18 protein-coding genes are annotated in these 19,528 nt (G+C 72.6%); 10 read left to right on the top strand and 8 right to left on the bottom strand.

Annotation, left to right across the window (positions count from 1 at the left end):
* The first annotated feature begins 378 nt into the window (after nucleotides 1–378).
* The 3 genes from HNR76_RS12185 to sppA all read left to right on the top strand — a co-directional run bounded on the left by HNR76_RS12185 (nucleotide 379) and on the right by sppA (nucleotide 5,204).
* Nucleotides 379–1,731: a hypothetical protein gene (locus HNR76_RS12185; RefSeq protein WP_162310155.1), complete on the top strand. Its 1,353-nt coding sequence runs from the start codon at nucleotides 379–381 to the stop codon at nucleotides 1,729–1,731.
* An 88-nt stretch (nucleotides 1,732–1,819) separates the two neighbouring features.
* Nucleotides 1,820–3,226, top strand: coding sequence for an MATE family efflux transporter (locus tag HNR76_RS12180; RefSeq protein ID WP_162310156.1), 1,407 nt, complete (start codon nucleotides 1,820–1,822; stop codon nucleotides 3,224–3,226).
* Between the two features lie 73 nt (nucleotides 3,227–3,299).
* A complete protein-coding gene (gene sppA / locus HNR76_RS12175; protein ID WP_162310157.1) occupies nucleotides 3,300–5,204 on the top strand; it encodes a signal peptide peptidase SppA in 1,905 nt (634 codons plus the stop codon).
* Nucleotides 5,205–5,389: 185 nt separating this feature from the next.
* On the opposite strand, the gene HNR76_RS12170 is transcribed toward sppA, so the two are convergent.
* A complete protein-coding gene (locus HNR76_RS12170; protein ID WP_162310158.1) occupies nucleotides 5,390–5,629 on the bottom strand; it encodes a hypothetical protein in 240 nt (79 codons plus the stop codon).
* A gap of 42 nt (nucleotides 5,630–5,671) precedes the next feature.
* On the opposite strand from HNR76_RS12170, the gene HNR76_RS12165 reads away from it, so the two are divergent.
* On the top strand, nucleotides 5,672–6,448 hold the full coding sequence (locus HNR76_RS12165) for an SDR family oxidoreductase (RefSeq protein WP_162310159.1): 777 nt from the start codon (nucleotides 5,672–5,674) through the stop codon (nucleotides 6,446–6,448).
* Nucleotides 6,449–6,727: 279 nt separating this feature from the next.
* On the opposite strand, the gene HNR76_RS12160 is transcribed toward HNR76_RS12165, so the two are convergent.
* The 4 genes from HNR76_RS12160 to HNR76_RS12145 all read right to left on the bottom strand — a co-directional run bounded on the left by HNR76_RS12160 (nucleotide 6,728) and on the right by HNR76_RS12145 (nucleotide 10,005).
* Nucleotides 6,728–7,468, bottom strand: a complete 741-nt coding sequence (locus HNR76_RS12160; RefSeq protein ID WP_162310400.1) for an endonuclease/exonuclease/phosphatase family protein — start codon at nucleotides 7,466–7,468, stop codon at nucleotides 6,728–6,730.
* 105 nt (nucleotides 7,469–7,573) lie between these two features.
* The gene (locus HNR76_RS12155) at nucleotides 7,574–8,386 is read right to left on the bottom strand and encodes a thiol:disulfide interchange protein DsbA/DsbL (RefSeq protein ID WP_162310160.1); all 813 of its coding nucleotides are present in this window, start codon (nucleotides 8,384–8,386) and stop codon (nucleotides 7,574–7,576) included.
* 46 nt (nucleotides 8,387–8,432) lie between these two features.
* Complete coding sequence (locus HNR76_RS12150; RefSeq protein ID WP_162310161.1) at nucleotides 8,433–9,074, bottom strand: thiol:disulfide interchange protein DsbA/DsbL; 642 nt, start codon at nucleotides 9,072–9,074, stop codon at nucleotides 8,433–8,435.
* Between the two features lie 139 nt (nucleotides 9,075–9,213).
* Nucleotides 9,214–10,005, bottom strand: coding sequence for a c-type cytochrome (locus HNR76_RS12145; protein ID WP_162310162.1), 792 nt, complete (start codon nucleotides 10,003–10,005; stop codon nucleotides 9,214–9,216).
* A gap of 137 nt (nucleotides 10,006–10,142) precedes the next feature.
* Between HNR76_RS12145 and yihA the strand changes: the two genes are divergently transcribed.
* Complete coding sequence (yihA, locus tag HNR76_RS12140) at nucleotides 10,143–10,769, top strand: ribosome biogenesis GTP-binding protein YihA/YsxC (protein WP_162310163.1); 627 nt, start codon at nucleotides 10,143–10,145, stop codon at nucleotides 10,767–10,769.
* A 17-nt stretch (nucleotides 10,770–10,786) separates the two neighbouring features.
* On the opposite strand, the gene HNR76_RS12135 is transcribed toward yihA, so the two are convergent.
* On the bottom strand, nucleotides 10,787–11,761 hold the full coding sequence (locus HNR76_RS12135; protein ID WP_162310164.1) for an MBL fold metallo-hydrolase: 975 nt from the start codon (nucleotides 11,759–11,761) through the stop codon (nucleotides 10,787–10,789).
* Nucleotides 11,762–11,869: 108 nt separating this feature from the next.
* On the opposite strand from HNR76_RS12135, the gene HNR76_RS12130 reads away from it, so the two are divergent.
* A complete protein-coding gene (locus HNR76_RS12130) occupies nucleotides 11,870–13,393 on the top strand; it encodes a glutamate--cysteine ligase (protein ID WP_425501768.1) in 1,524 nt (507 codons plus the stop codon).
* A gap of 100 nt (nucleotides 13,394–13,493) precedes the next feature.
* Here HNR76_RS12130 and HNR76_RS12125 read toward each other — a convergent pair whose 3' ends face one another.
* A complete protein-coding gene (locus HNR76_RS12125; RefSeq protein ID WP_162310166.1) occupies nucleotides 13,494–13,970 on the bottom strand; it encodes a hypothetical protein in 477 nt (158 codons plus the stop codon).
* 98 nt (nucleotides 13,971–14,068) lie between these two features.
* On the bottom strand, nucleotides 14,069–15,277 hold the full coding sequence (locus HNR76_RS12120; RefSeq protein ID WP_162310167.1) for an HD-GYP domain-containing protein: 1,209 nt from the start codon (nucleotides 15,275–15,277) through the stop codon (nucleotides 14,069–14,071).
* 150 nt (nucleotides 15,278–15,427) lie between these two features.
* Between HNR76_RS12120 and HNR76_RS12115 the strand changes: the two genes are divergently transcribed.
* The 4 genes from HNR76_RS12115 to HNR76_RS12100 all read left to right on the top strand — a co-directional run bounded on the left by HNR76_RS12115 (nucleotide 15,428) and on the right by HNR76_RS12100 (nucleotide 19,523).
* Nucleotides 15,428–15,703 carry a metal/formaldehyde-sensitive transcriptional repressor gene (locus HNR76_RS12115; protein WP_162310168.1) on the top strand — a complete coding sequence of 92 codons (276 nt, stop codon included), beginning with the start codon at nucleotides 15,428–15,430 and terminating at the stop codon, nucleotides 15,701–15,703.
* 56 nt (nucleotides 15,704–15,759) lie between these two features.
* On the top strand, nucleotides 15,760–16,878 hold the full coding sequence (locus HNR76_RS12110) for an S-(hydroxymethyl)glutathione dehydrogenase/class III alcohol dehydrogenase (RefSeq protein WP_162310169.1): 1,119 nt from the start codon (nucleotides 15,760–15,762) through the stop codon (nucleotides 16,876–16,878).
* A 154-nt stretch (nucleotides 16,879–17,032) separates the two neighbouring features.
* Complete coding sequence (fghA, locus tag HNR76_RS12105) at nucleotides 17,033–17,920, top strand: S-formylglutathione hydrolase (RefSeq protein ID WP_162310170.1); 888 nt, start codon at nucleotides 17,033–17,035, stop codon at nucleotides 17,918–17,920.
* Between the two features lie 142 nt (nucleotides 17,921–18,062).
* The gene (locus HNR76_RS12100) at nucleotides 18,063–19,523 is read left to right on the top strand and encodes a GGDEF domain-containing protein (protein ID WP_162310171.1); all 1,461 of its coding nucleotides are present in this window, start codon (nucleotides 18,063–18,065) and stop codon (nucleotides 19,521–19,523) included.
* Nucleotides 19,524–19,528: the final 5 nt, after the last annotated feature.

Genomic DNA, 19,528 nt, shown 5'->3' with positions numbered 1-19,528 from the left:
AATGGGATGTAAACCACGGCCCCGGTTGGAGATTCGTGCTTATCCACACCAACTGTGGATAAGCTTGTGCATCAAAGCGGTGCTTCACGCCGCAAGTACGCAGATACAAGCCTGCGACCCGGGTTGGTCAAAAAAGCGCCACACAATTAAATCCATTGAAATCATGAACTTGGCCGTGAAACATGGTGGCCGTCCAGGGTCCGCCGTAGGTGCGCGCGCCGGGCTGTCATCGACGATGACGCTGTGCACAACCGGAACCGGCGCAAGCCTTGCAGCAGCGGGCTGGAACAGCCGCGGCGGGCGTGTCAAGCCGGGGCCGGCAGGCGCGCGCGCCGTATCATCGGCGCCCATGACGGCGACTGCGCACGCGGGATGGCCTTGAGCAGAACCGACGAAGCCCCGGCCGCGCTGGCCGCGTTCGTGCGCGGCAGCGAGCGCCGTGCCTGGCTGTTCCTGTGGCTGCACAGCGGGCGCACGGAAGCGGCGGGGTCGGCCCTGGCCGCCGCCATCCGCGCCTTCGCGGGGCAGGCGGCACGCGCGCCGATGGCGCACTGGCCGGGCCGGTTCTGGCGCCTGGTGGCGGCCACCCCGCTGGAAGGCACCGGGCAATGGCCCGACGGGCTGGAATGGCTGGCCGGGCTGGCGCCGGGGCCGCGGCGGGCGCTGCTGCTGCGACTGGCGGCGGGCCTGGACGAGGCCTCGGCGGCCGATGCCCTGGACCTGGCCGTGGAAACCTACCGGCAGTGGCTGGGCCAGGCCTGTCCGCGCGACGCGGCCGGCGGCGCGGATGCGGCCGCCTGGCAGCGCATGGCCCAGGCCGTGCAGCAGGCCGGGCGCGAGCTGCCGCCGCGCCGGCTGTTGCGGATCGCCGAGTTGCGCGAGGCGGCCCTGGCCGGCGCTGGTCCGCCATCCGGCCGCGCCGCCGCGCCGCCCGGACCGTCGCGCCCGACCGCGTCGCCCGACCGGCGCTGGCGCTGGGCGTTGCTGGTCGCGTCGGCCTGCGCCGCCGCCCTGGCCGCCACCTGGTGGGAACGCATGCCGGGCGCCGGTCCCGCCGAGGCGCCGGTCACCCAGGCCGAACCCGAGGAACCGGGCATCCACGACCCCGGTCCCATCCTCGTCGAACCCTTGCCGGAAGCGCCCGGCGCCGCATCCATTGCCGACCCGGGGGCCGGCCGGTCCCCGACAGCGGTGGCCACGCTCGCCGATCCCGTGGTGGACGCCCTCGAACTGCTGTCCTGGTACGTGGCCGGGGCGCCGGCGCCCCGGATCGAGCGCGACGCCGGCCAGGCCGTGCCGGCCATGGACATCGACCCGCCGGGCGCCGCTGGCGCCGCCGCGCGCCGGGCCGCCTGGCAAGGCCTCGACCCGAGCGAACAGGCGCGCCTGCGCGAGGCGGCCGTGGCCCTGGAGGCCCTTCCCGAGGCCGAGCGCGCCGCCCTGCAGGCGCGCTTCGGGGCACTGGACGAGGTGGAGCGCCGTGGCTGGCGGCTGGGACCGGCGCTGGGCGCGGACTACGCCGCGCTGCATCCCCTGCTCGGCTACGTCGCCGCCGACGAGCGCGAGCCGCTGCTGGCCGCGCTGAAGGCGATGACACCGGCCCAGCGCGCCCGGCTGGCGGAGCTGGCACGGCTGGCGCCGCCCTCCGCGCGCGACCGGTTGCGCCGCGAGCTGCTGGCGCGGCCGGCGGCGCAATGGGACGCCTGGCTGGAGCGGCAAGGCGGGCACTGAACACCATCGTGCGGGTAGAATCGCGCACCTTCGCGACCCGTACCGGCGCCGCCGCGCCCCGCCGTCGCGTTCCTCGGCCCTCCCCTCGATGAATCCGCCCGCCCCGCCGGCGCCGCGCCTGCGCCACGAACTGCGCGCCACCGCCACGCTCGGCCTGCCGCTGGTGCTGGGCCACGTGTCCACCGGCCTGATCAACTTCGTCGACAACGTCATCGCCGGCCACCACGGCACCCGCACCCTGGCCTCGGTGACGGTGGGCACCGCGCTGCTGTGGCTGCCGATGATGGTGCCCATCGGCACCCTGATCGCGCTGACCGCCTCGGTCTCGCAACTGGACGGCGCCGGGCGCCGCCACGAGATCGCGCCGCTGTTCCGCCAGGCGCTGTGGCTGGGACTGGGGCTGGGCGCGCTGATGTTCGCGTTCCTGAGCGCGGTGCCGCTGGCGCTGGGCGCGTTCGGCATCGCCCCGGACATCGTTCCCGGCGCGGTGGCGTTCGCGCACGCGGTGCGCTGGGGCGTGCCGGCGCTGATCCTGTTCTTCTGCATGCGCTACCTCAGCGAGGGCTTGCACTGGACCTTGCCGACCATGCTGCTGGGCTTCGGCGGGCTGGCGGTGCTGGCGCCGCTGGGCGGGGCGCTGACCTTCGGCGCCGGGCCGCTGCCGGAAATGGGCGCGGCCGGCCTGGGCGCGGCCTCGGCCACGGTGATGTGGCTGCAGGCGCTGGCGTTCGCCGCCTACCTGGCGCGTTCGCGGCGGTTCGCGCCGCTGGCGCTGTTCGCGCGCCTGGAGGCGCCGCGCCCGCGCGTGATCGGCGCGCTGCTGGCCACCGGGCTGCCCATCGGGATCACGGTGCTGATGGAAGGCGGGTTGTTCATCGTCACCGCGCTGCTGATCGCACGGCTGGGCGAGGTGCCGGCGGCCGCGCACCAGATCGCGATCAACGTGGCCGCACTGTGCTTCATGGTGCCCATGGGCCTGGCCGAGGCGACCACGGTGCGGGTGGGCCGCGCCCTGGGCAGCGGCGACCCGGATGGCGTGCGCCGCGCCGCGCGCGCCGGCTACGTCATCGTGCTGGCCACCCAGACCCTGTCGGCGCTGCTGTTGCTGCTGGGCCACGACGCCATCGTGGCGGTGTACACCCGCGACGCGGCGGTGGCCGCGCTGGCCTCGGTCCTGCTGCTGTACGCGGCCGCGTTCCAGTTCCCGGACGGCATCCAGGTGATGTCCGCCGGCGCCCTGCGCGGCCTGCGCGATACCCGGGTGCCGATGTTCCTGGCGATGGCCTCGTACTGGGGCCTGGGCATGCCGCTGGGCGCCTGGCTGGGCCTGGGCCTGGGCGGCGGCCCGCAGGGCATGTGGGCCGGGCTGACCGTGGGCCTGGCCGCCGCCGCGGTGCTGATGGGCTGGCGCCTGGCGTACAGCCTGCGGCGCCTCCCCGCGCCCGTGCCCATGCCCGGCCCCGCACCTTCCGGCACGGTGACTTCAGGCGCATGAAACCCGTCCCCGCTGCCGGTATGCTGCATCGCAAGAACCCAGGAACGCCCGTCGTCGCCCGCAGGAGCCCCAGATGAACCCGCCGCCGCTGCCCCGCCGCAATCCCATTGCCGCCTTCTTCGTCGGGCTGTGGGACGTGATGAACTTCACCCGCCGGCTGATCCTGAACCTGCTGTTCTTCGGGTTGCTGTTCCTGATCCTGATCGTGTTCGTGGCCGCGGTCGGCCGCGGCAGCGGGGTCAAGCCGCTGACCGAGCGCACCACCCTGGTGATCGCGCCGGAAGGGCGGCTGGTGGAGCAGTTCACCGCCGACCCGGTGACCCGCGCGCTGGCCAAGGCGCTGGGCGACGACTCGGCCGACGAGGTGCAACTGCGCGACCTGCTGCGCGCGATCGAGGCGGCCAAGGAAGACAAGCACATCGAGCGCGTGCTGCTGCAACTGGACAAGCTGCAGCCCTCCGGCTACGCCTCGCTGCGCGAGCTTTCCGCCGCGCTGGCCGGGCTGCGCGCGGCCGGCAAGCAGGTGGTGGGCTTCGGCGAGGGCATCGGCCAGTCGCAATACCTGCTGCTGGCGCAGGCCGACGAGATCTACCTGGACCCCATGGGCGGCATGCTGCTGGAGGGCCTGGGCCGCTACCGCCAGTACTACCGCCAGGGCCTGCAGGAAAAGCTGGGCGTGGACGTGCACCTGTTCCGGGTGGGCGAGTACAAGTCCGCGGCCGAGCCCTACATCCTCGACGCGGCCTCGCCCGAGTCCAAGGAAGCGGACCTGTACTGGATGAACGACCTGTGGCAGCGCTACCTGGGCGACGTCGCCGCCGCGCGCAAGCTCGACGCCGCGCGGCTGGCGGCCGGCATCGAGGACCTGCCGGCCGGCATCGCCGCCGCCGGCGGCGACCTGGCCAGGTATGCGCTGGAGCAGAAGCTGGTCGACGGCCTGATGACCCGCGAGCAGGTCATGGCGCTGATGGCCGAGCGCGGCGTGGCCGACGAGGATTCGGACCTGGGCTTCCGCAGCATCGGCCTGGGCGGCTACCTGCAGCAGCTCGATGCCCGGCGCCTGCCCATCGACAAGCGCCCGCAGGTGGCGGTGGTGGTGGCCGAGGGCGAGATCACCGGCGGCGACCAGCCGGCCGGCCGCATCGGCGGCGAGTCGACTTCGGCGCTGCTGCGCCAGGCGCGCGAGGACGAGCACGTCAAGGCCGTGGTGCTGCGCGTGGACTCGCCCGGCGGCGAGGTGTTTGCCTCCGAGCAGATCCGCCGCGAGGTCGAGCTGCTGAAGGAGGCCGGCAAGCCGGTGGTGGTGTCGATGGGCGACCTGGCCGCGTCCGGCGGCTACTGGATCAGCATGAACGCCGACCGCATCTATGCCGACCCGTCCACGATCACCGGTTCGATCGGCATCTTCGGCCTGATCCCCAACTTCACCCGCACCCTGGACAAGATCGGCGTGCACACCGACGGCGTGGGCACCACCCGCTTCGCCGGCGCCTTCGACGTGACCCGGCCGCTGGACCCGGCGGTGGGCCAGGTGATCCAGGCGGTGATCGACAAGGGCTACGCCGACTTCACCGGCAAGGTCGCCGCCGCGCGCGGCAAGCCGGTGGAGGCGGTCGACGAGGTCGCCCGCGGCCGGGTGTGGAGCGGCGCGCAGGCCAAGGAACGCGGCCTGGTCGACGCGCTGGGCGGCCTGGCCGATGCCGTCGCCGATGCCGCCGCGCGCGCCAAGCTGGGCGAGAAGGGCAAGTACCGGGTGCACTACATCGAGAAGGCGGCCACGCCGTTCGCGCAGTTCATGTCCGGCTTCGCCGGCAGCCGCCTGGGCGCGGCGCTGCTGCAGGACTCGGGCCTGGCCCGCGCCGCGCTGGCCCGCGCCATGCCGGAGACCGAGGCGCAACTGCGTTTCGTCGAGCGCGCGCTCAAGGACCGCGACGGCGCGCCGGTGAAGTCGCTGGCCTACTGTTTCTGCGGGCTGTAGCGCGGCATCGTGCCGGCGGAGCGCCCGCTTGCGCGGGCGTAGCACGGCCAGCCGCGGTGCTTTGATGCAGGAGCCGGGTACCGCCGGCGACCGCCCTGCGCGCATGGCCGCCTTCCATGGACCTCCGGGATGTCGCCAGCGGAAGCCGGCTCCCGCAAGAAGCGGCGGTGGAACCGGGCGCGTCGTCAGCCGCCCTCGGCCGCGTCGATCTGCGCGCGCTGGCTGGCGGCGCCTTGCTGCAGCGCGTCCTCGACCGCGGCGGCCTTGTGCTGCGGCGCCTGGATCGCATCGCGCAGTTCGGTATGCGCCTGCGGCTCCGGCGGCTGCTCGGTCGGCGGCGGCTCGGGGCGGCACCCGGCCAGGACGATGGCGCACAGCGCCGCGGCGACGCCCAGGCAGGGACGGGCACGGATGAGTCGATGCATCGGTTCGCTCCGTCGATGGGACCGGAAGGTATCCTACGCCCCATGGACGGCAACCGTTGGCGGCTGGACGGAAGACTGGCGCTGGTGACCGGGGCGAGCGCCGGCATCGGCCTTGCGATCGCGCACGAGCTGGCCGCGCTGGGCGCGGACCTGCTGCTGGTCGCGCGCGGCGAGGACGCCTTGCAGCAGGCGCGCGACGAACTGGCCGACCGCCATCCGGCGCGGGACGTCCAGGCCATGGCCGCGGACGTGGCCGACGACGACGACCGCCAGGCGATCCTGGACTGGGCCGAGGACCAGGGCGACGGCCTGCACGTCCTGGTCAACAACGCCGGCGCCAACGCCACCAAGGCGGCGGTGGACTACACCGAGGACGAATGGCGCTCGATCTTCGAGACCAACCTGTTCTCGGCCTTCGAGCTGTCGCGCTACGCGCACCCGCTGCTGGCGCGGCACCCGGCCTCGTGCATCGTCAACGTCGGCAGCGTCTCCGGCCTGACCCACGTGCGCAGCGGCGTGGTCTACGGCATGACCAAGGCCGCGCTGCACCAGATGACCCGCAACCTGGCTTGCGAATGGGCGGCCGACGGCATCCGGGTCAACGCGGTGGCGCCGTGGTACATCCGCACCCGCCGCACCTCCGGCCCGCTGTCGGACCCGGACTACTACGACGAAGTCCTGGAACGCACCCCGATGCGCCGGATCGGCGAGCCGGAGGAAGTGGCCGGCGCGGTCGCCTTCCTGTGCCTGCCGGCGGCGGCCTATGTCACCGGCGAATGCATCGCGGTGGACGGCGGCTTCCTGCGCTACGGGTTCTGAGCGCCAGGGGGGTTTCACTCCTCTCCGGGGCCATCCGTGTGCCTCTTGCGCTGCTTCTTGTAGGGGCGCCTTGGGCGCGACCGCCAGGCATGTACATCTACGCGGGCCGTCGAACGGCAACAGCAACGCCGTCGAGCTTCATAGTTCCGGACGGGGGCCCCTTCCGAAGCCGCTCCGCTTGATGCGGTCAGGGAAACGGCCATGCCCCCTCTCTTCGGCTTCGCCGAAAAAAGGGAAGCAGGCGGGCGGCGCTTCACTCCCGTGAGGGGCGTCGCGCCCTCAGCTCCGCAGCGCCGCCTCCGGCACGTCGATATCCATCGCCAGCGCCAGGTGGTCGGAGAACGCGGCCGGCAGGGCGCGCGCGCCGGCGCAGCGCAACTGGCCGCTGATCAGGATGTGGTCGATCGCCCGCTGCGGCTTCCAGCTCGGGAAGGTCGGCACCGCGCACTCGGGCGGGCGCAGCCCCGTGTTGCGGTACAGGACGTTCATCTCCGGCTGGTCGGCCAGGCAGTTGAAGTCGCCCATCAGCACCGTGTTGGGATGGTCCTTCAGCACCTCGGCGATGAAGGACAACTGCACCAGGCGCGACTTGGCCCCCAGCGACAGGTGCGCCACCGCCACGGTGAGGCCCTGGCGGTCGTCGCCGAAGTGCGCCAGCAGCACGCCGCGGCCCTTGATCCGGCCGGGCAGCGCGTGCTCGACCGTCTTCACCGGTTCCAGCCGGCTGAGCAGGCCGTTGGCGCTGGAGGCCACGCCGCCGACGCTGCGGTTGGGCTGGTGGGTCCAGTAGTGGAAGCCGGCGCGCTGGGCCAGGTAGCGGGTCTGGTTGGTGAAGCCCGAGCGCAGGCTGCCCGGGTCGCTTTCCTGCAGGCCGACGATGTCGTGCCCGGCGGCCAGTTGCGCGATCACGTCCAGGCTGCTGCGCTTGCTCCCCGACGGCAGCGCGTGCGACCAACTGCGGGTCAGGTAGTCGCTGTAGCGGCGGGTGCTTGAGCCGGCCTGGATGTTGGCGCTGAGCATGCGCAGGGTGCGCGTGCCCGATGCCGCGTCGGCCAGGAGCGCGTCGGCCGACGATTCGAAGGTGGGGGGGAGGGTGTCCATGCGTGCGTGGGGGGTGTGGCGCGCTCAGCGCGTGCCGCCGCGCTCCTGGGCGATCAGCCATTCGGCGGTGTTGAGCATCTTGTCGAAACCCTGCTGGTCCACCGTGATGGTGTACTTGCCGGCGACCACCAGCGACGGGGTGCCTTCGATCTTCGACTTGGACGCGAACTGGCGGGCGCGGTTGATCTTGGCGTCCACGCCGAAGCTGTTGAAGGTATCGGCGAAGCGCTTGGCGTCCACGCCGTAGCGGGCGTAGAACGGGGCCAACTGCTCGGCGCCGACGTTGGGGTTCACCGGCAGGCTGCGCTGCAGGTGGATGGCCGCGAACATGGCGTCGTGGCTCTGCGCCAGCACGCCCAGCGCCTCGGCGGTGTAGAAGGCGCGCGCGTACGGGGTCCAGAAGCCGCCGAACGCGGCCGGCACCGCGATCACCTCCACGTCGGCCGGCTGGCGCCGCTTCCATGCGTTGAGCACCGGCTCGAACTGGGCGCAGTGCGGGCAGGTGTAGCCGAACACCTCGGCCACCTCGATCTTGCCGGCCGCCGGCTGGAACGGCTGGCCGTTGGCGATCTCCACGTAGTCCACCCCGGCCACCGGAGCCGGTCCGCTGGGCGGTCGCGGCGCCAGGGGGGCCGCTTCGCCGGCCTCCCCGGCGCCGGCCTCGGCGGCATCGGTCGCCTCGGGGGCGGTGTCCGCATCGGCCTGGGCCGCCGGCGCGGCGTCCTGCGTCTCGACGGGCGCGGCGGTGTCCTGCGCGGCCGGGGGTGGGGCCTGCGCGCCGGAACAGGCGGCCAGGCTCAGCAGCAGCGGCAGGATCAGGCTCAGGCGCGTTTTCATGGGCGGGGTTCTCCGGCGGAAGGGGACAGGATCGGCCAGGGGGCCGTCAGCGGGAAGTGGAGGCGTGGGCCGAGCGCTCGCGCGCGATCAGCCATTGGCTGGTGCGCAGCACGTCCTCGTAGCGCTCGCCGAGCACGCGGTAGCGGCCGTTGACGATCACCGTCGGCGTGCCGCCCAGCCCCGCACCGCGGACGAAGGCGGCGGACTTGCGCAGCAGCGCATCGACCTGCGGGTCGGCCAGGGCGGCGCGGAAGCGCTCGGGATCGACGCCGTGGTTGGCGTAGAAGCCGGCCAGTTCCTGCGCGGTCGCGTTGCGCGGCAGGGTGCCGTCGCGGTGGAGCGCATCGAACACCGCCTGGTGGGTGCGCTCGGCCACGCCCAGGCGCTGGGCGGCGAAGTACGCGCGCGCCCAGGCGTCCCAGCCGCCGCCGAAGGCGGCCGGCACCGGCACCAGGTCCACGTCGGGCGGCAGCTTCGCCTTCCATTGCCGCAGCATGGGCTCGAAGTGCGCGCAGTGCGGGCAGGTGTAGCCGAACACCTCGGCCACCTCGATCCGGCCCGCCTTCGGCGCCCAGGGGCCGACGTCGATCTCCACGTAGTCGCGCCCGGCCTGCGGCGTGTCGGCGGCATGCGCGGCCGGCAGCCAGGCCAGCGCGGCGAGGAACAGTCCGGCGATCAGGGATTTCATCTTGGCGGCGCTTCCTGGCGGGGGTCCGGTGGCGGCTGCGGTGGCGCGTAGGGCGTAAAAAACGACGCCGGCCAGGGGCCGGCGCAAACAGGAGAGGAGGGAATCGCGACGTCTGTGACCGCGGCGGGACCGCGAAAGTTCACGAGCGCGGCGGAATCCCCGCCTCGGCGACGTCGTCGGCGCGGTCGTGCAGGCCCTGCAGGTAGCTGGACAGGGCGCCGATCTCCTGTTCGGTCAGCTTGCCGGCGACCTGGGCCATGATGTGGAACAGCGTCGGGTCCTTCTCGCTGGTCACGCCTGCCTGGTACTCCTGCAGGCGGCGGGCGGTGTAGTCGGCCATCTGCCCGCCCACGTGCGGGTAGGCCGGGCCCGGGTTGCCGGCGCCGGCCGGGCCGTGGCAGGCCAGGCAGGCGGGGATGCCGCGCTCCGGGTCGCCGCCGCGGTACAGCTTCTGGCCGATCTCGTAGAACTTCAGGCCGGCATAGGGGCCGTCGCCTTCGACCAGGGCATCGTCGGCCACGCCGGCGCCGGCCTTCTGGGTGGCGAAGAAGGCGCCCACGTCGCGCATGTCCTGCGGGCTGAGCATCTGCGCGAACGGCGCCATCACCGCGGCCAGGCCGCCATGGCGCTCGCCGCTGGCGAACAGGGCAAGCTGGCGGGCCATGTAGCGCTCGCTCTGGCCGGCCAGGCGCGGGTACTGCGGGTCGGTCGGGTTGCCGTCGGCGCCGTGGCAGGCGGCGCAGGCCACGGCCTTCTCGGCGCCGGCCTCGGCATCGCCCCAGTGGGTCTTGCTCAGGTCCACTTCCAGCGGGGCGGCCTCCACCGGCGCGTTGTCCGGCACCGGCACCACCGTGGTCTGGGCGGCGTAGGCGACGGCGGCGGTGGCCACGACGGCCAGACCGGCAAGGGCGATAACGCGAGCGTGGCGCATGCTAGAGCTCCGGGTACCCGATCGATGCGGCCTGTGAACAGCCGCGAAACACCGGGATTATCCCCAAGCCGGGGCGCGACGGTCAATGAAACCCCTTCCATGGCCGCCGCGGCCGCGTGCCGTGCGATCCTATGCGCATGTCCAGTCCGCTCGAAAAGGCCCGCTATCTGGGCGCCGCGCACACCCCTGCGCAACTGCCGCCCGATGGCGGCCACGAGGTCGCCTTCGCCGGCCGCTCCAATGCCGGCAAGTCCAGCGCGCTCAACGCCCTGACCCGGCAGAACGCGCTGGCGCGCGTGTCCAAGACCCCCGGCCGCACCCAGCAACTGGTCTTCTTCGAGGTGGAGCCGCAGCGCTGCCTGGTCGACCTGCCCGGCTACGGCTACGCCAAGGTGCCGCAGGACCTGCAGGCGCACTGGCAGGCGTTCATCGACCGCTACTTCCGCACCCGCCAGGCGCTGAAGGGCCTGGTGGTGGTGATGGACATCCGCCATCCGCTCAAGGACTACGACCGGCAGATGCTGGACTACGCGGCATCGCGCAGCCTGCCGGCGCACGCGCTGCTGACCAAGGCCGACAAGCTCGGCCGCGGCCAGCAGATGCAGGCCGCGGCCGCGGTGCGCCGCGAACTGGCCTCGGCCTACGGCGACAGCGTGAGCGTGCAGGCGTTCTCGGGCGAGTCCAAGCAGGGCGTGGACGAGGCGCGCGCGGTGGTGGCCGGCTGGCTGGGCCTGGGGCCGGCGCAGCCGCCGAAGCCGGCCTGACGCCGAAGCCGGCGCGCTCAGCGCTCGTCGGGCAGCGGGCTGAACTCGGCCGGCACCCAGGCATAGGCTCCGTCCTCGGTGCGCACGTGGCCCAGGCCGGGGAAGGGCAGGTGCGCGCCGGCCACCCACCAGCGCTCGCCGCTGGCCTGCTGCAGCACGCGCTTGCGCGAGGCGATGGCGGCGGTACGGTCGCTGTCGAACTCGATGCTCACCTCCGGGTGGGCGAACTGCACCGCGTGGAAGTGCAGCACGTCGCCCCACGCCAGCAGGCCCTGCCCGCCCTCGCCGAACAGGTAGGAGACATGGCCGGGCGTATGCCCGTGCGTGTCCAGGGCGGCCGCGCCCAGGGGCAGCCCCGGCTGGCCGGGGACGAAGCGCTGCACCCGGCCGGCGGCCTGGTACGGGGCGATGGCGCGCCGCGCCATGGCGAAAGTGGCGCGCGAGTCCTCCGGCGCCTTGGCCTCCGAGGCCGGGTCCAGCCAGTAGTCGGCGTCGGCCTGCGCCAGCCAGACCGTGGCATTCGGGTAGACGGCGGCGCCCTGCGCGTCGCGCAGGCCGCACATGTGGTCCGGGTGGGCGTGGGTGAGCAGCACGTGGTCGACCTGCTCCGGCGCGTAGCCGGCGGCGCGCAGGTTCTCCGGCACCCGGCCCAGGCCGGGGCCGAAGCAGTCGCCCGTGCCCGCGTCCACCAGTACCAGGGTGTCGCCGGCGCGGACGAGGAATGCGTTGACCGCCGTCTGCACGCCCTGCGCATCGCCGGGCACGAAGCCGCGTTCGAGCAGCTCGGCGACCCGGTCCGCCGCGGCGCCCGCCAGCAGTTGCTGCGACAGGGCCACGTTGCCGTCGAGCAGCGCGGTCACCCGCAGGGGGCCGGTCGCGTGGTGGTACACGCCCGGTACCTGCGGAGGCGCCGCTTCGGGCGCGCGGGCGATGGCGCAGAAGGACAGGGCCAGCAGCGCGGCCGTGGCCGGGAGATACGACGGTCGGATCATGTGCGAGGCTCCAGAGGGTTACGGTTCCAGGTAATGGCCGCGACGGCGAAGAGCGCCGCGCCGCGGGGGTGCAAGGGTAAACGAGCCGGCCCGGCCGCGTCGCCGGCGATGGTCGCGCCGGCGGAATGCAGTGGCGCGGTGGAGGCGGCCTCCGGGGACGGTAGCGCAGGCTATAGTGCGCGCTCCACACGCGCCGCGCGCCGCCGACGCACCACGAGCCAGCCCTTGTCGAGCCCCAGCCATACCCCCGATACCCCGATCACCCGGCGCGGCCAGTTGCTGGACTACGTCGCGTCCGGGGAGAAGCCGAAGGCCGACTGGCGCATCGGCACCGAGCACGAGAAGTTCGGCTTCCGCCTGGACGACCTGCGCGCGCCGGAGTTCGACGGCGAGCGCGGCATCGAGGCGCTGCTGGAGGGCATGACCCGCTTCGGCTGGGAACCGGTGCGCGAGCGCATCGGCGACGGGCCGGCGCGCACCATCGCCCTGCTGCGCGACGGCGCCTCGGTCACCCTGGAGCCGGCCGGGCAACTGGAGCTGTCCGGCGCGCCGCTGGAGTCGGTCCACCAGACCTGCGTGGAGGTGGGCACCCACCTGGACGAGGTGCGCCAGGTGGCCGACGGGCTGGACATCGGCTTCCTGGGCATGGGCTTCCAGCCCAAGTGGCGGCGCGACCAGATGCCGTGGATGCCCAAGGGCCGCTACCGGATCATGCGCGACTACATGCCCAAGGTGGGCAGCCTCGGCCTGGACATGATGACCCGCACCTGCACGGTGCAGGTCAACCTGGACTATGCCTCCGAGGCGGACATGGTGAAGAAGTTCCGGGTGTCGCTGGCACTGCAGCCGGTGGCCACCGCGCTGTTCGCCGACTCGCCGTTCACCGAAGGCAGGCCCAACGGCTACCTGAGCTACCGCTCGCACATCTGGACCGACACCGACGCCGACCGCACCGGCATGCTCGACTTCGTGTTCGAGGACGGTTTCGGCTACGAGCGCTACATCGACTACCTGCTCGACGTGCCGATGTACTTCTCCTACCGCGCCGGCGCCGATGGGGAAGGGCGCTACGTGGACGCGGCCGGCAAGTCGTTCCGCGACTTCCTGGCCGGGAAGCTGGACGTGCTGCCCGGCGCGCTGCCGACCCTGCGCGACTGGTCCGACCACATGACCACCGCCTTCCCCGAGGTGCGGCTGAAGAAGTACCTGGAGATGCGCGGCGCCGACGGCGGTCCCTGGAACCGGCTGTGCGCCCTGCCCGCGTTCTGGGTGGGCCTGCTGTACGACGACGCGGCGCTGGACGCGGCCTGGGACCTGGTCAAGGACTTCACCCGCGCCGAACGCCACGCCCTGCGCGATGGCGTGCCCCGGCACGCGCTGAAGCTGCCGGCGCGCATCGGCAACCGCGACGCCACGGTGCGCGAGCTGGCCATCGAGGCGCTGAAGATCTCCGTGGCCGGCCTGCGCCGGCGCGCGGCGCTCAACGCCAACGGCGCCGACGAGACCCGCTTCCTCGACCCGCTGATCGAGATGGCGCAGGCCGGGCAGACCGCCGCCGAGCGCAAGCTGGAGCTGTTCCACGGCCCTTGGAACGGCGACATCGACCGGGTGTTCCGCGAGTTCGCCTACTGACCCGGCCAGGCGCCGGCGGCATGTCGCCGGCCGAAGTCGGCTCCCAATAGGAAAAGCCGGGCCTGGGCCCGGCTTTTCGCCTTGCGGGGTGTCGCCGGGTTCAGTCGCCGGCCAGGCGCCGGGCCTCGACGATCCTGCCCTCGCCGACCAGGCCGGCGATCTCGCTGCGGCGGACGGTGATCTTCTCGTTCTCGTCCCACTCGATGTCGGCCAGGTCGCCGCGCAGGTCGTTGATCGCGCCCTGCTTCTTCGGCCAGGCGCCAGTCTCGGTGACCAGGACCAGGTCGTCGGGCGAGGCGTCGATCACCTTCATCAGGCCGTACACGGTCTCCCGCTCCTTTCCGTTCTGGCTGAACTCGCCGCCGGAGAAATGCGACAGCTCGGCCGCCCACAGGTCGCCCACCTGGGGCTCGGCCAGCAGCGGGTCGAGCGGGCCGGTGGACCTGGCGGCGGTGGAGGCGGTGGCGTTCCGGCCGGCGTCGCCGGTTGCGCCGGGCTTGCAGCCGGCCAGCATGGCCACGGCGACGGACAGGCTCAGGAGCGCGAGGAGCAGGCGGGCGCGTCGAAGCTGGATCATGTGAAACCGTTCCTTGGGATTTATCGGGCCGGCGATTGTGGTTGCGCGGGCCGGTGCCTGTCCAGACGCGCCCGGCCCGTGGCCGATACCCGCCCGCCTCAAGGCGCCCAGAGCTTCTCCAGGTCGCGGAACCCCCATTGCCGCGGCGATTCCAGGCCGACGATGCGCTCGGGGCAGCCCGCCGCGGACAGGTCCACGTCGTGCACCAGGATCTGGCTGCGCGAGCGGGCCGAGAAGAACACCCGCACCAGCGGCGAGGACAGCGCCGTGCCGCGCTGCTCCAGGACCACGGCCAGGCGGTCGCTGGACAGGCGCACCAGGGTGCCGATGGGGTAGATGCCCACGGTGGCGACGAAGGCCTTGAGCACGGCCGGGTCGAAGTGGCCCTTCCACGACGCCATGCGGCGCAGCGACTCGCCCGGGTCCCAGCCTTCCTTGTAGGGCCGGTTGGAGGTGACCGCGTCGTAGACGTCGCACACCGCGCTCATGCGGGTGAGCAGCGGGATGGCCTCGGCCGGCAGCCGTTCCGGATAGCCGCCGCCGTCGAACTTCTCGTGGTGGTGGCGGACCATGTGCAGCACGCTGGCGTTGTCCATGCCGCTTTCGCGCAGCAGGCGCTCGCCTTCCTCCGGGTGCGTGCGCATCAGCGCGAATTCCTCGTCGGTCAGGCGCGCGGGCTTGTTGAGGATCTCCGGCGGCATGCGCGCCTTGCCCATGTCGTGCAGCAGCCCGCCCATCGCGGCCTGGCGGCACTCGTCCTCGGACAGGCGCATCTGCCGGGCCAGCGCGGCCATCAGCGCGCTCACCGCCACCGAGTGCAGGTAGGTGTAGTCGTCGGCGGTCTTGAGCCGGGCGATGCCGATCAGCGCGCCGGGGTGGCGGATGACCGAGGCGGTGATCTCCTCGGCCAGCGGCATCACCGCGCCCGGGTCGATGGTGCGTCCCAGCCGGACCTCGCGGAACAGCGCCTCCACCGCGTCGCGGCCTTCGCGGCAGATGCGCCGGGCCCGGCTCAGCTCCGAGTCCAGGTCGGCGGCGGGATCGCCGGAGGCGGCCGGCGCGGGCCGCGCGGCCGATGCCGGGACGTGCGCATCGACGGCCACCGCCGCCGGGGCCGGCGCATGCACGTCCTCGCCGCGGCTGGCGTCGATCTCCACCGTTTCCACCTCGCTGGCCAGCAGCCGCTCCACGTCGCGGTCGGTGGCCAGGAAGGACGAGCGCCAGTAGGGGTGTTGCAGCCAGGGTCCATGCAGCCGCTGCACGTACATCCCCGGCCGCAGCTGGCCGACACTAATGGTTTTGAGCATGGTTCCCGGACATCCAGACGGATTTCCGCCGCGTGCGCGGCGGAACTTGGTACGGCGACGTTAGCGGCCGGCCCGCCGGCGACTTTAGGCGGCGTCGGGCGGGAACCCGCCCGGTCTGATACCATACCCCAGTATTGGATAGGAGCCGCCATGCCGCACACGCCGCACGAGAAGAAGCGCGTCCTGGCGCGGGTGCGCCGCATCCGCGGCCAGGCCGAGGCGCTGGAGCGCGCGCTGGAGGCCGGCCAGGACTGCGGCGCGGTGCTGCAGCAGATCGCCGCCATCCGCGGCGCGGTCAACGGGCTGATGTCCGAGGTGATGGAGGCGCACATCCGCGAAGAGTTCGGCCAGCCCGCCGCCTCCGAGGCGCAGCGCCAGGCGCGGGTGCGCGAGGTGACCGGCCTGGTGCGTTCCTATCTCAAGTAGCCCGGTGCGGCCCGCGCCGCGCCATCCGCCTTTCGCAACAAGCAGGAGCCCATGCCATGAAGTCCCGTGCCGCCGTCGCCTTCGCCCCCGGCCAGCCGCTGCGGATCGTCGAGATCGACGTCGCCCCGCCCAAGGCCGGCGAGGTGCTGGTGAAGATCAGCCACACCGGCGTATGCCATACCGACGCCTTCACCCTGTCCGGCGACGACCCGGAAGGCCTGTTCCCCTGCGTGCTCGGCCACGAGGGCGCGGGCGTGGTGGTGGAGGTGGGCGAGGGCGTGACCTCGGTGAAGCCGGGCGACCACGTCATCCCGCTGTACACCGCCGAGTGCGGGGAATGCCTGTTCTGCAAGTCGGGCAAGACCAACCTGTGCGTGGCCGTGCGCGCCACCCAGGGCAAGGGCGTGATGCCCGACGGGACCACGCGCTTTTCCTACGAAGGCGAGCCGGTCTACCACTACATGGGCTGCTCGACCTTCAGCGAGTACACGGTGGTGGCCGAGGTCTCGCTGGCCAGGATCAACCCGCAGGCCGACCCCGAGCAGGTCTGCCTGCTGGGCTGCGGGGTGACCACCGGCATAGGGGCCGTGCACAACACCGCCAAGGTCCAGGAGGGCGACAGCGTGGCGGTGTTCGGCCTGGGCGGGATCGGCCTGGCGGTGATCCAGGGCGCGCGCCAGGCCAAGGCCGGCCGGGTCATCGCCATCGACACCAACCAGGGCAAGTTCGAGCTGGCACGCTCGATGGGCGCCACCGACTGCGTCAATCCCAAGGACCACGACAAGCCGATCCAGCAGGTGATCGTGGAGATGACCGGCTGGGGCGTGGACCACAGCTTCGAGTGCATCGGCAACGTCGACGTCATGCGCGCGGCGCTGGAATGCGCGCACCGCGGCTGGGGCCAGAGCGTGATCATCGGCGTGGCCGGCGCCGGGCAGGAGATCTCCACCCGCCCGTTCCAACTGGTCACCGGGCGCACCTGGAAGGGCACCGCGTTCGGCGGGGTGAAGGGCCGCAGCCAGTTGCCGGGCATGGTCGAGGACGCGATGAAGGGCGAGATCGAACTGGCGCCCTTCGTCACCCACACCATGCCGCTGGAGGACATCAACCACGCCTTCGAGCTGATGCACGAGGGCAGGTCGATCCGCAGCGTGGTGCGATACGGCACTGCCTGAGCGGCGGGCGGCGCTTCCCGGGTCCGCGCGGCAAGCGGACCCGGGCCCCCGCCTCCCGATATGCCCGATCCCCGCGGCTTCGCCGCGCCCCTTCCACCGAAGGGGGCTTCCCCACCCGAAGACGGCCGCAAAAACCCGGGCCGAGGAGTTGTTGATGGAACGCATTGAACGCCGCGCCTGCTTCGGCGGCTGGCAGGACGTATACCGGCACGAATCCGCGGTGCTGGGCTGCACGATGGACTTCGCCGTCTACCTGCCGCCGCAGGCGCAGGAGCGCCGTCTGCCGGTGCTGTACTGGCTCTCCGGCCTGACCTGCACCGAGCAGAACTTCATCACCAAGGCCGGCGCGCAGCGCTACGCGGCCGAGCATGGCGTGATCCTCGTCGCCCCCGACACCAGCCCGCGCGGCGAGGACGTGGCCGATGCCGAGGGCTACGACCTGGGCAAGGGTGCCGGTTTCTACCTCAACGCGACCCGGCAGCCGTGGGCCGCCCACTACCGCATGCACGACTACGTGGTGGACGAACTGCCGGCGCTGGTGGAGGCGAACTTCCCGGCGACGGACGCGCGCGCCATCAGCGGCCACTCGATGGGCGGCCACGGCGCACTGGTGGCGGCGCTGCGCCACCCGGGGCGCTACCGCAGCGTGTCGGCGTTCTCGCCGATCGTCGCGCCGTCGAGGGTGCCGTGGGGCGAAAAGGCTTTCGCCGCCTACCTGGGGCCGGACCGCGAGGCGTGGAAGGCGTACGACGCCTGCGAGCTGGTGAAGACTGCGCAGGAGAAGCTGCCGCTGCTGATCGACCAGGGCGGGGACGACGAATTCCTCGACGGCCAATTGCGCCCGCAACTGCTGCAGGCCGCCGCCGCCGCCGCCGGGCATCCGCTGCAGTTGCGCATGCGTCCGGGCTACGACCACAGCTATTACTTCATCGCCAGCTTCATCGGCGAGCACATCGCCCACCATGCCGCCGCGCTGCATGGCCAGGCCAAGGCGCACGCCGGGGTGGCGCACGGGCACGGCGAGAGCTGCGGCGGGCATTGAGGGCGGCCGCCGCAACTCCGGAATGATCCCGGCGGCATGCCGCGCCCTGCGTCCTGCGTGACGGTAGGGTACGAGGGCGCGGGTACGGGGCCGGCCGCGAACGCGGTATCGTGGCCTTCCACCGTACCGGGAAGAGATGCCCATGGCGGCGGTATTGGCTGCGATGTACCTGCTCTGCCACGGACTGGCCTTGTCGTTGCTGCCGGGCCATGCCGCCGTGCTTTCCTTCCTCTTCCTGATCGGCGCGCCCCTGCTGGCGGCCGTGGCCTGCCTGTGGCGGGGCAGCCGCGGGCAGGCCGCGTCCGGCTGGTTCGCCGCGGCGCTGGCGATGGTGTTGTGGGCCGGCGGGATGGCGCTCAACATGCACCAGCAAGTCTGGCTGGGCAGCGCCGCCATGGCCGGCGCCAGCATGCTGCTCTACGTGCTCTATGGCGTGCCCCTGGTGTTCGTCCTGGCGCACGCCCGCGGCGGGCCGCGGTATGTGGACCTGATCGATGGCGCACTGGCGCTGATGCTGGGCTACCTGTTTTTCGTCCACACGTTCTCGTTTGTCACCGGCAGCCGCGTCGACGCGCAGGGCGTGGACAACCTCAGGCTGATGTTCGACCTGGAGAACGCCTTCATCGCCGTTTCCGCGCTGGTGCGGTACGTGGCGACCGCGGAGGCGGCCCGGCGCGCGTTCTTCCGCACGCTCGCGCTGTTCTCGGGCCTCTACCTGCTGGTCGCCGGCTACATCAACCACTTCTCCACCGATGCCGGCTTCGGCGGCCGCGTGGATGTCGTGATCGACCTGCCGTTCCTGGCGCTGGCGGTGGCCGCCATGCGGGTGCGGTCGCGGGGCGGCGACCCGTGGCCGGTGTCGCCCCGCCTGGCGAGGATGGTGGACGTGGGCGGTTCGCTGATCCTGCCGCTGGCGCTGCTGATCGTGTCGGCGCTGATCGTCGATGGCCATCCGCGACTGGCGGTGGCCGGCTTCGTGACGGCAATGCTGGGCTTCGGCGTGCGCAGCATCCTCATGCAGGTCGGGTTGCTGGAACGGCAGGAGGCGCTGGATGCCTTGGCGCGGCTGGACGGGTTGACCGGCGTGGCCAATCGCCGCCAGTTCGACCAGGTATTGCGCTCGGAATGGAGCCGCGCCCGCCGTGACGGCCGCGGGATGGCGCTGATACTGGCCGACGTGGACCACTTCAAGGGGTTCAACGACCGCTACGGGCACCAGGCCGGGGACCGGTGCCTGCAGGAGGTGGCGCTGGCGCTGGCGGCCTGCGCGATGCGCGGAGCGGACCTCGTCGCGCGCTATGGCGGCGAGGAGTTCGCGGTGGTGGTGCCGTCGCCCTCGCGCGAGGGCGTGCTGGAAGTGGCCGAGCGCATGCGCGCCACGGTGGAGCGCATGCGGCTGCCGGGCCTGGCGCCGCCGGCCGTGGTCACGGTCAGCCTCGGTGTCGGGTTGATCGATGCCGTGGACCGATCGGAGCCCGATGCCCTGCTCGCCGCGGCGGACGCGGCGTTGTACGACGCCAAGCGCCAGGGCCGGAACCGGGTCGCCGAACGCAGGGTGCCGGGCGAGGAGGGCCGGACGACGGCGCCCGCCGGCGGCCCGTAGCCCGC

Origin of the sequence: Pseudoxanthomonas broegbernensis, assembly GCF_014202435.1 — a bacterium.
GTDB classification, from domain to species: domain Bacteria; phylum Pseudomonadota; class Gammaproteobacteria; order Xanthomonadales; family Xanthomonadaceae; genus Pseudoxanthomonas; species Pseudoxanthomonas broegbernensis.
The sequence above is the reverse complement of the archived record's forward strand: the minus strand, read 5'-3'. Positions and strand labels throughout refer to the sequence as shown.

Excerpts from the sequence above, each read along its gene's own strand:
- HNR76_RS12165 (WP_162310159.1), top strand. The coding sequence starts at position 5,672 with ATGGACGGCAACCGTTGGCGGCTGGACGGAAGACTGGCGCTGGTGACC.
- HNR76_RS12125 (WP_162310166.1), bottom strand. The coding sequence starts at position 13,970 with ATGATCCAGCTTCGACGCGCCCGCCTGCTCCTCGCGCTCCTGAGCCTG.
- fghA (WP_162310170.1), top strand. The coding sequence starts at position 17,033 with ATGGAACGCATTGAACGCCGCGCCTGCTTCGGCGGCTGGCAGGACGTA.
- HNR76_RS12150 (WP_162310161.1), bottom strand. The coding sequence starts at position 9,074 with ATGAAATCCCTGATCGCCGGACTGTTCCTCGCCGCGCTGGCCTGGCTG.
- HNR76_RS12160 (WP_162310400.1), bottom strand. The coding sequence starts at position 7,468 with ATGCTCAGCGCCAACATCCAGGCCGGCTCAAGCACCCGCCGCTACAGC.
- sppA (WP_162310157.1), top strand. The coding sequence starts at position 3,300 with ATGAACCCGCCGCCGCTGCCCCGCCGCAATCCCATTGCCGCCTTCTTC.
- HNR76_RS12120 (WP_162310167.1), bottom strand. The coding sequence starts at position 15,277 with ATGCTCAAAACCATTAGTGTCGGCCAGCTGCGGCCGGGGATGTACGTG.
- HNR76_RS12100 (WP_162310171.1), top strand. The coding sequence starts at position 18,063 with ATGGCGGCGGTATTGGCTGCGATGTACCTGCTCTGCCACGGACTGGCC.
- HNR76_RS12130 (WP_425501768.1), top strand. The coding sequence starts at position 11,870 with ATGGTCGCGCCGGCGGAATGCAGTGGCGCGGTGGAGGCGGCCTCCGGG.
- HNR76_RS12170 (WP_162310158.1), bottom strand. The coding sequence starts at position 5,629 with ATGCATCGACTCATCCGTGCCCGTCCCTGCCTGGGCGTCGCCGCGGCG.
- HNR76_RS12115 (WP_162310168.1), top strand. The coding sequence starts at position 15,428 with ATGCCGCACACGCCGCACGAGAAGAAGCGCGTCCTGGCGCGGGTGCGC.
- yihA (WP_162310163.1), top strand. The coding sequence starts at position 10,143 with ATGTCCAGTCCGCTCGAAAAGGCCCGCTATCTGGGCGCCGCGCACACC.
- HNR76_RS12145 (WP_162310162.1), bottom strand. The coding sequence starts at position 10,005 with ATGCGCCACGCTCGCGTTATCGCCCTTGCCGGTCTGGCCGTCGTGGCC.
- HNR76_RS12180 (WP_162310156.1), top strand. The coding sequence starts at position 1,820 with ATGAATCCGCCCGCCCCGCCGGCGCCGCGCCTGCGCCACGAACTGCGC.
- HNR76_RS12135 (WP_162310164.1), bottom strand. The coding sequence starts at position 11,761 with ATGATCCGACCGTCGTATCTCCCGGCCACGGCCGCGCTGCTGGCCCTG.
- HNR76_RS12155 (WP_162310160.1), bottom strand. The coding sequence starts at position 8,386 with ATGAAAACGCGCCTGAGCCTGATCCTGCCGCTGCTGCTGAGCCTGGCC.
- HNR76_RS12110 (WP_162310169.1), top strand. The coding sequence starts at position 15,760 with ATGAAGTCCCGTGCCGCCGTCGCCTTCGCCCCCGGCCAGCCGCTGCGG.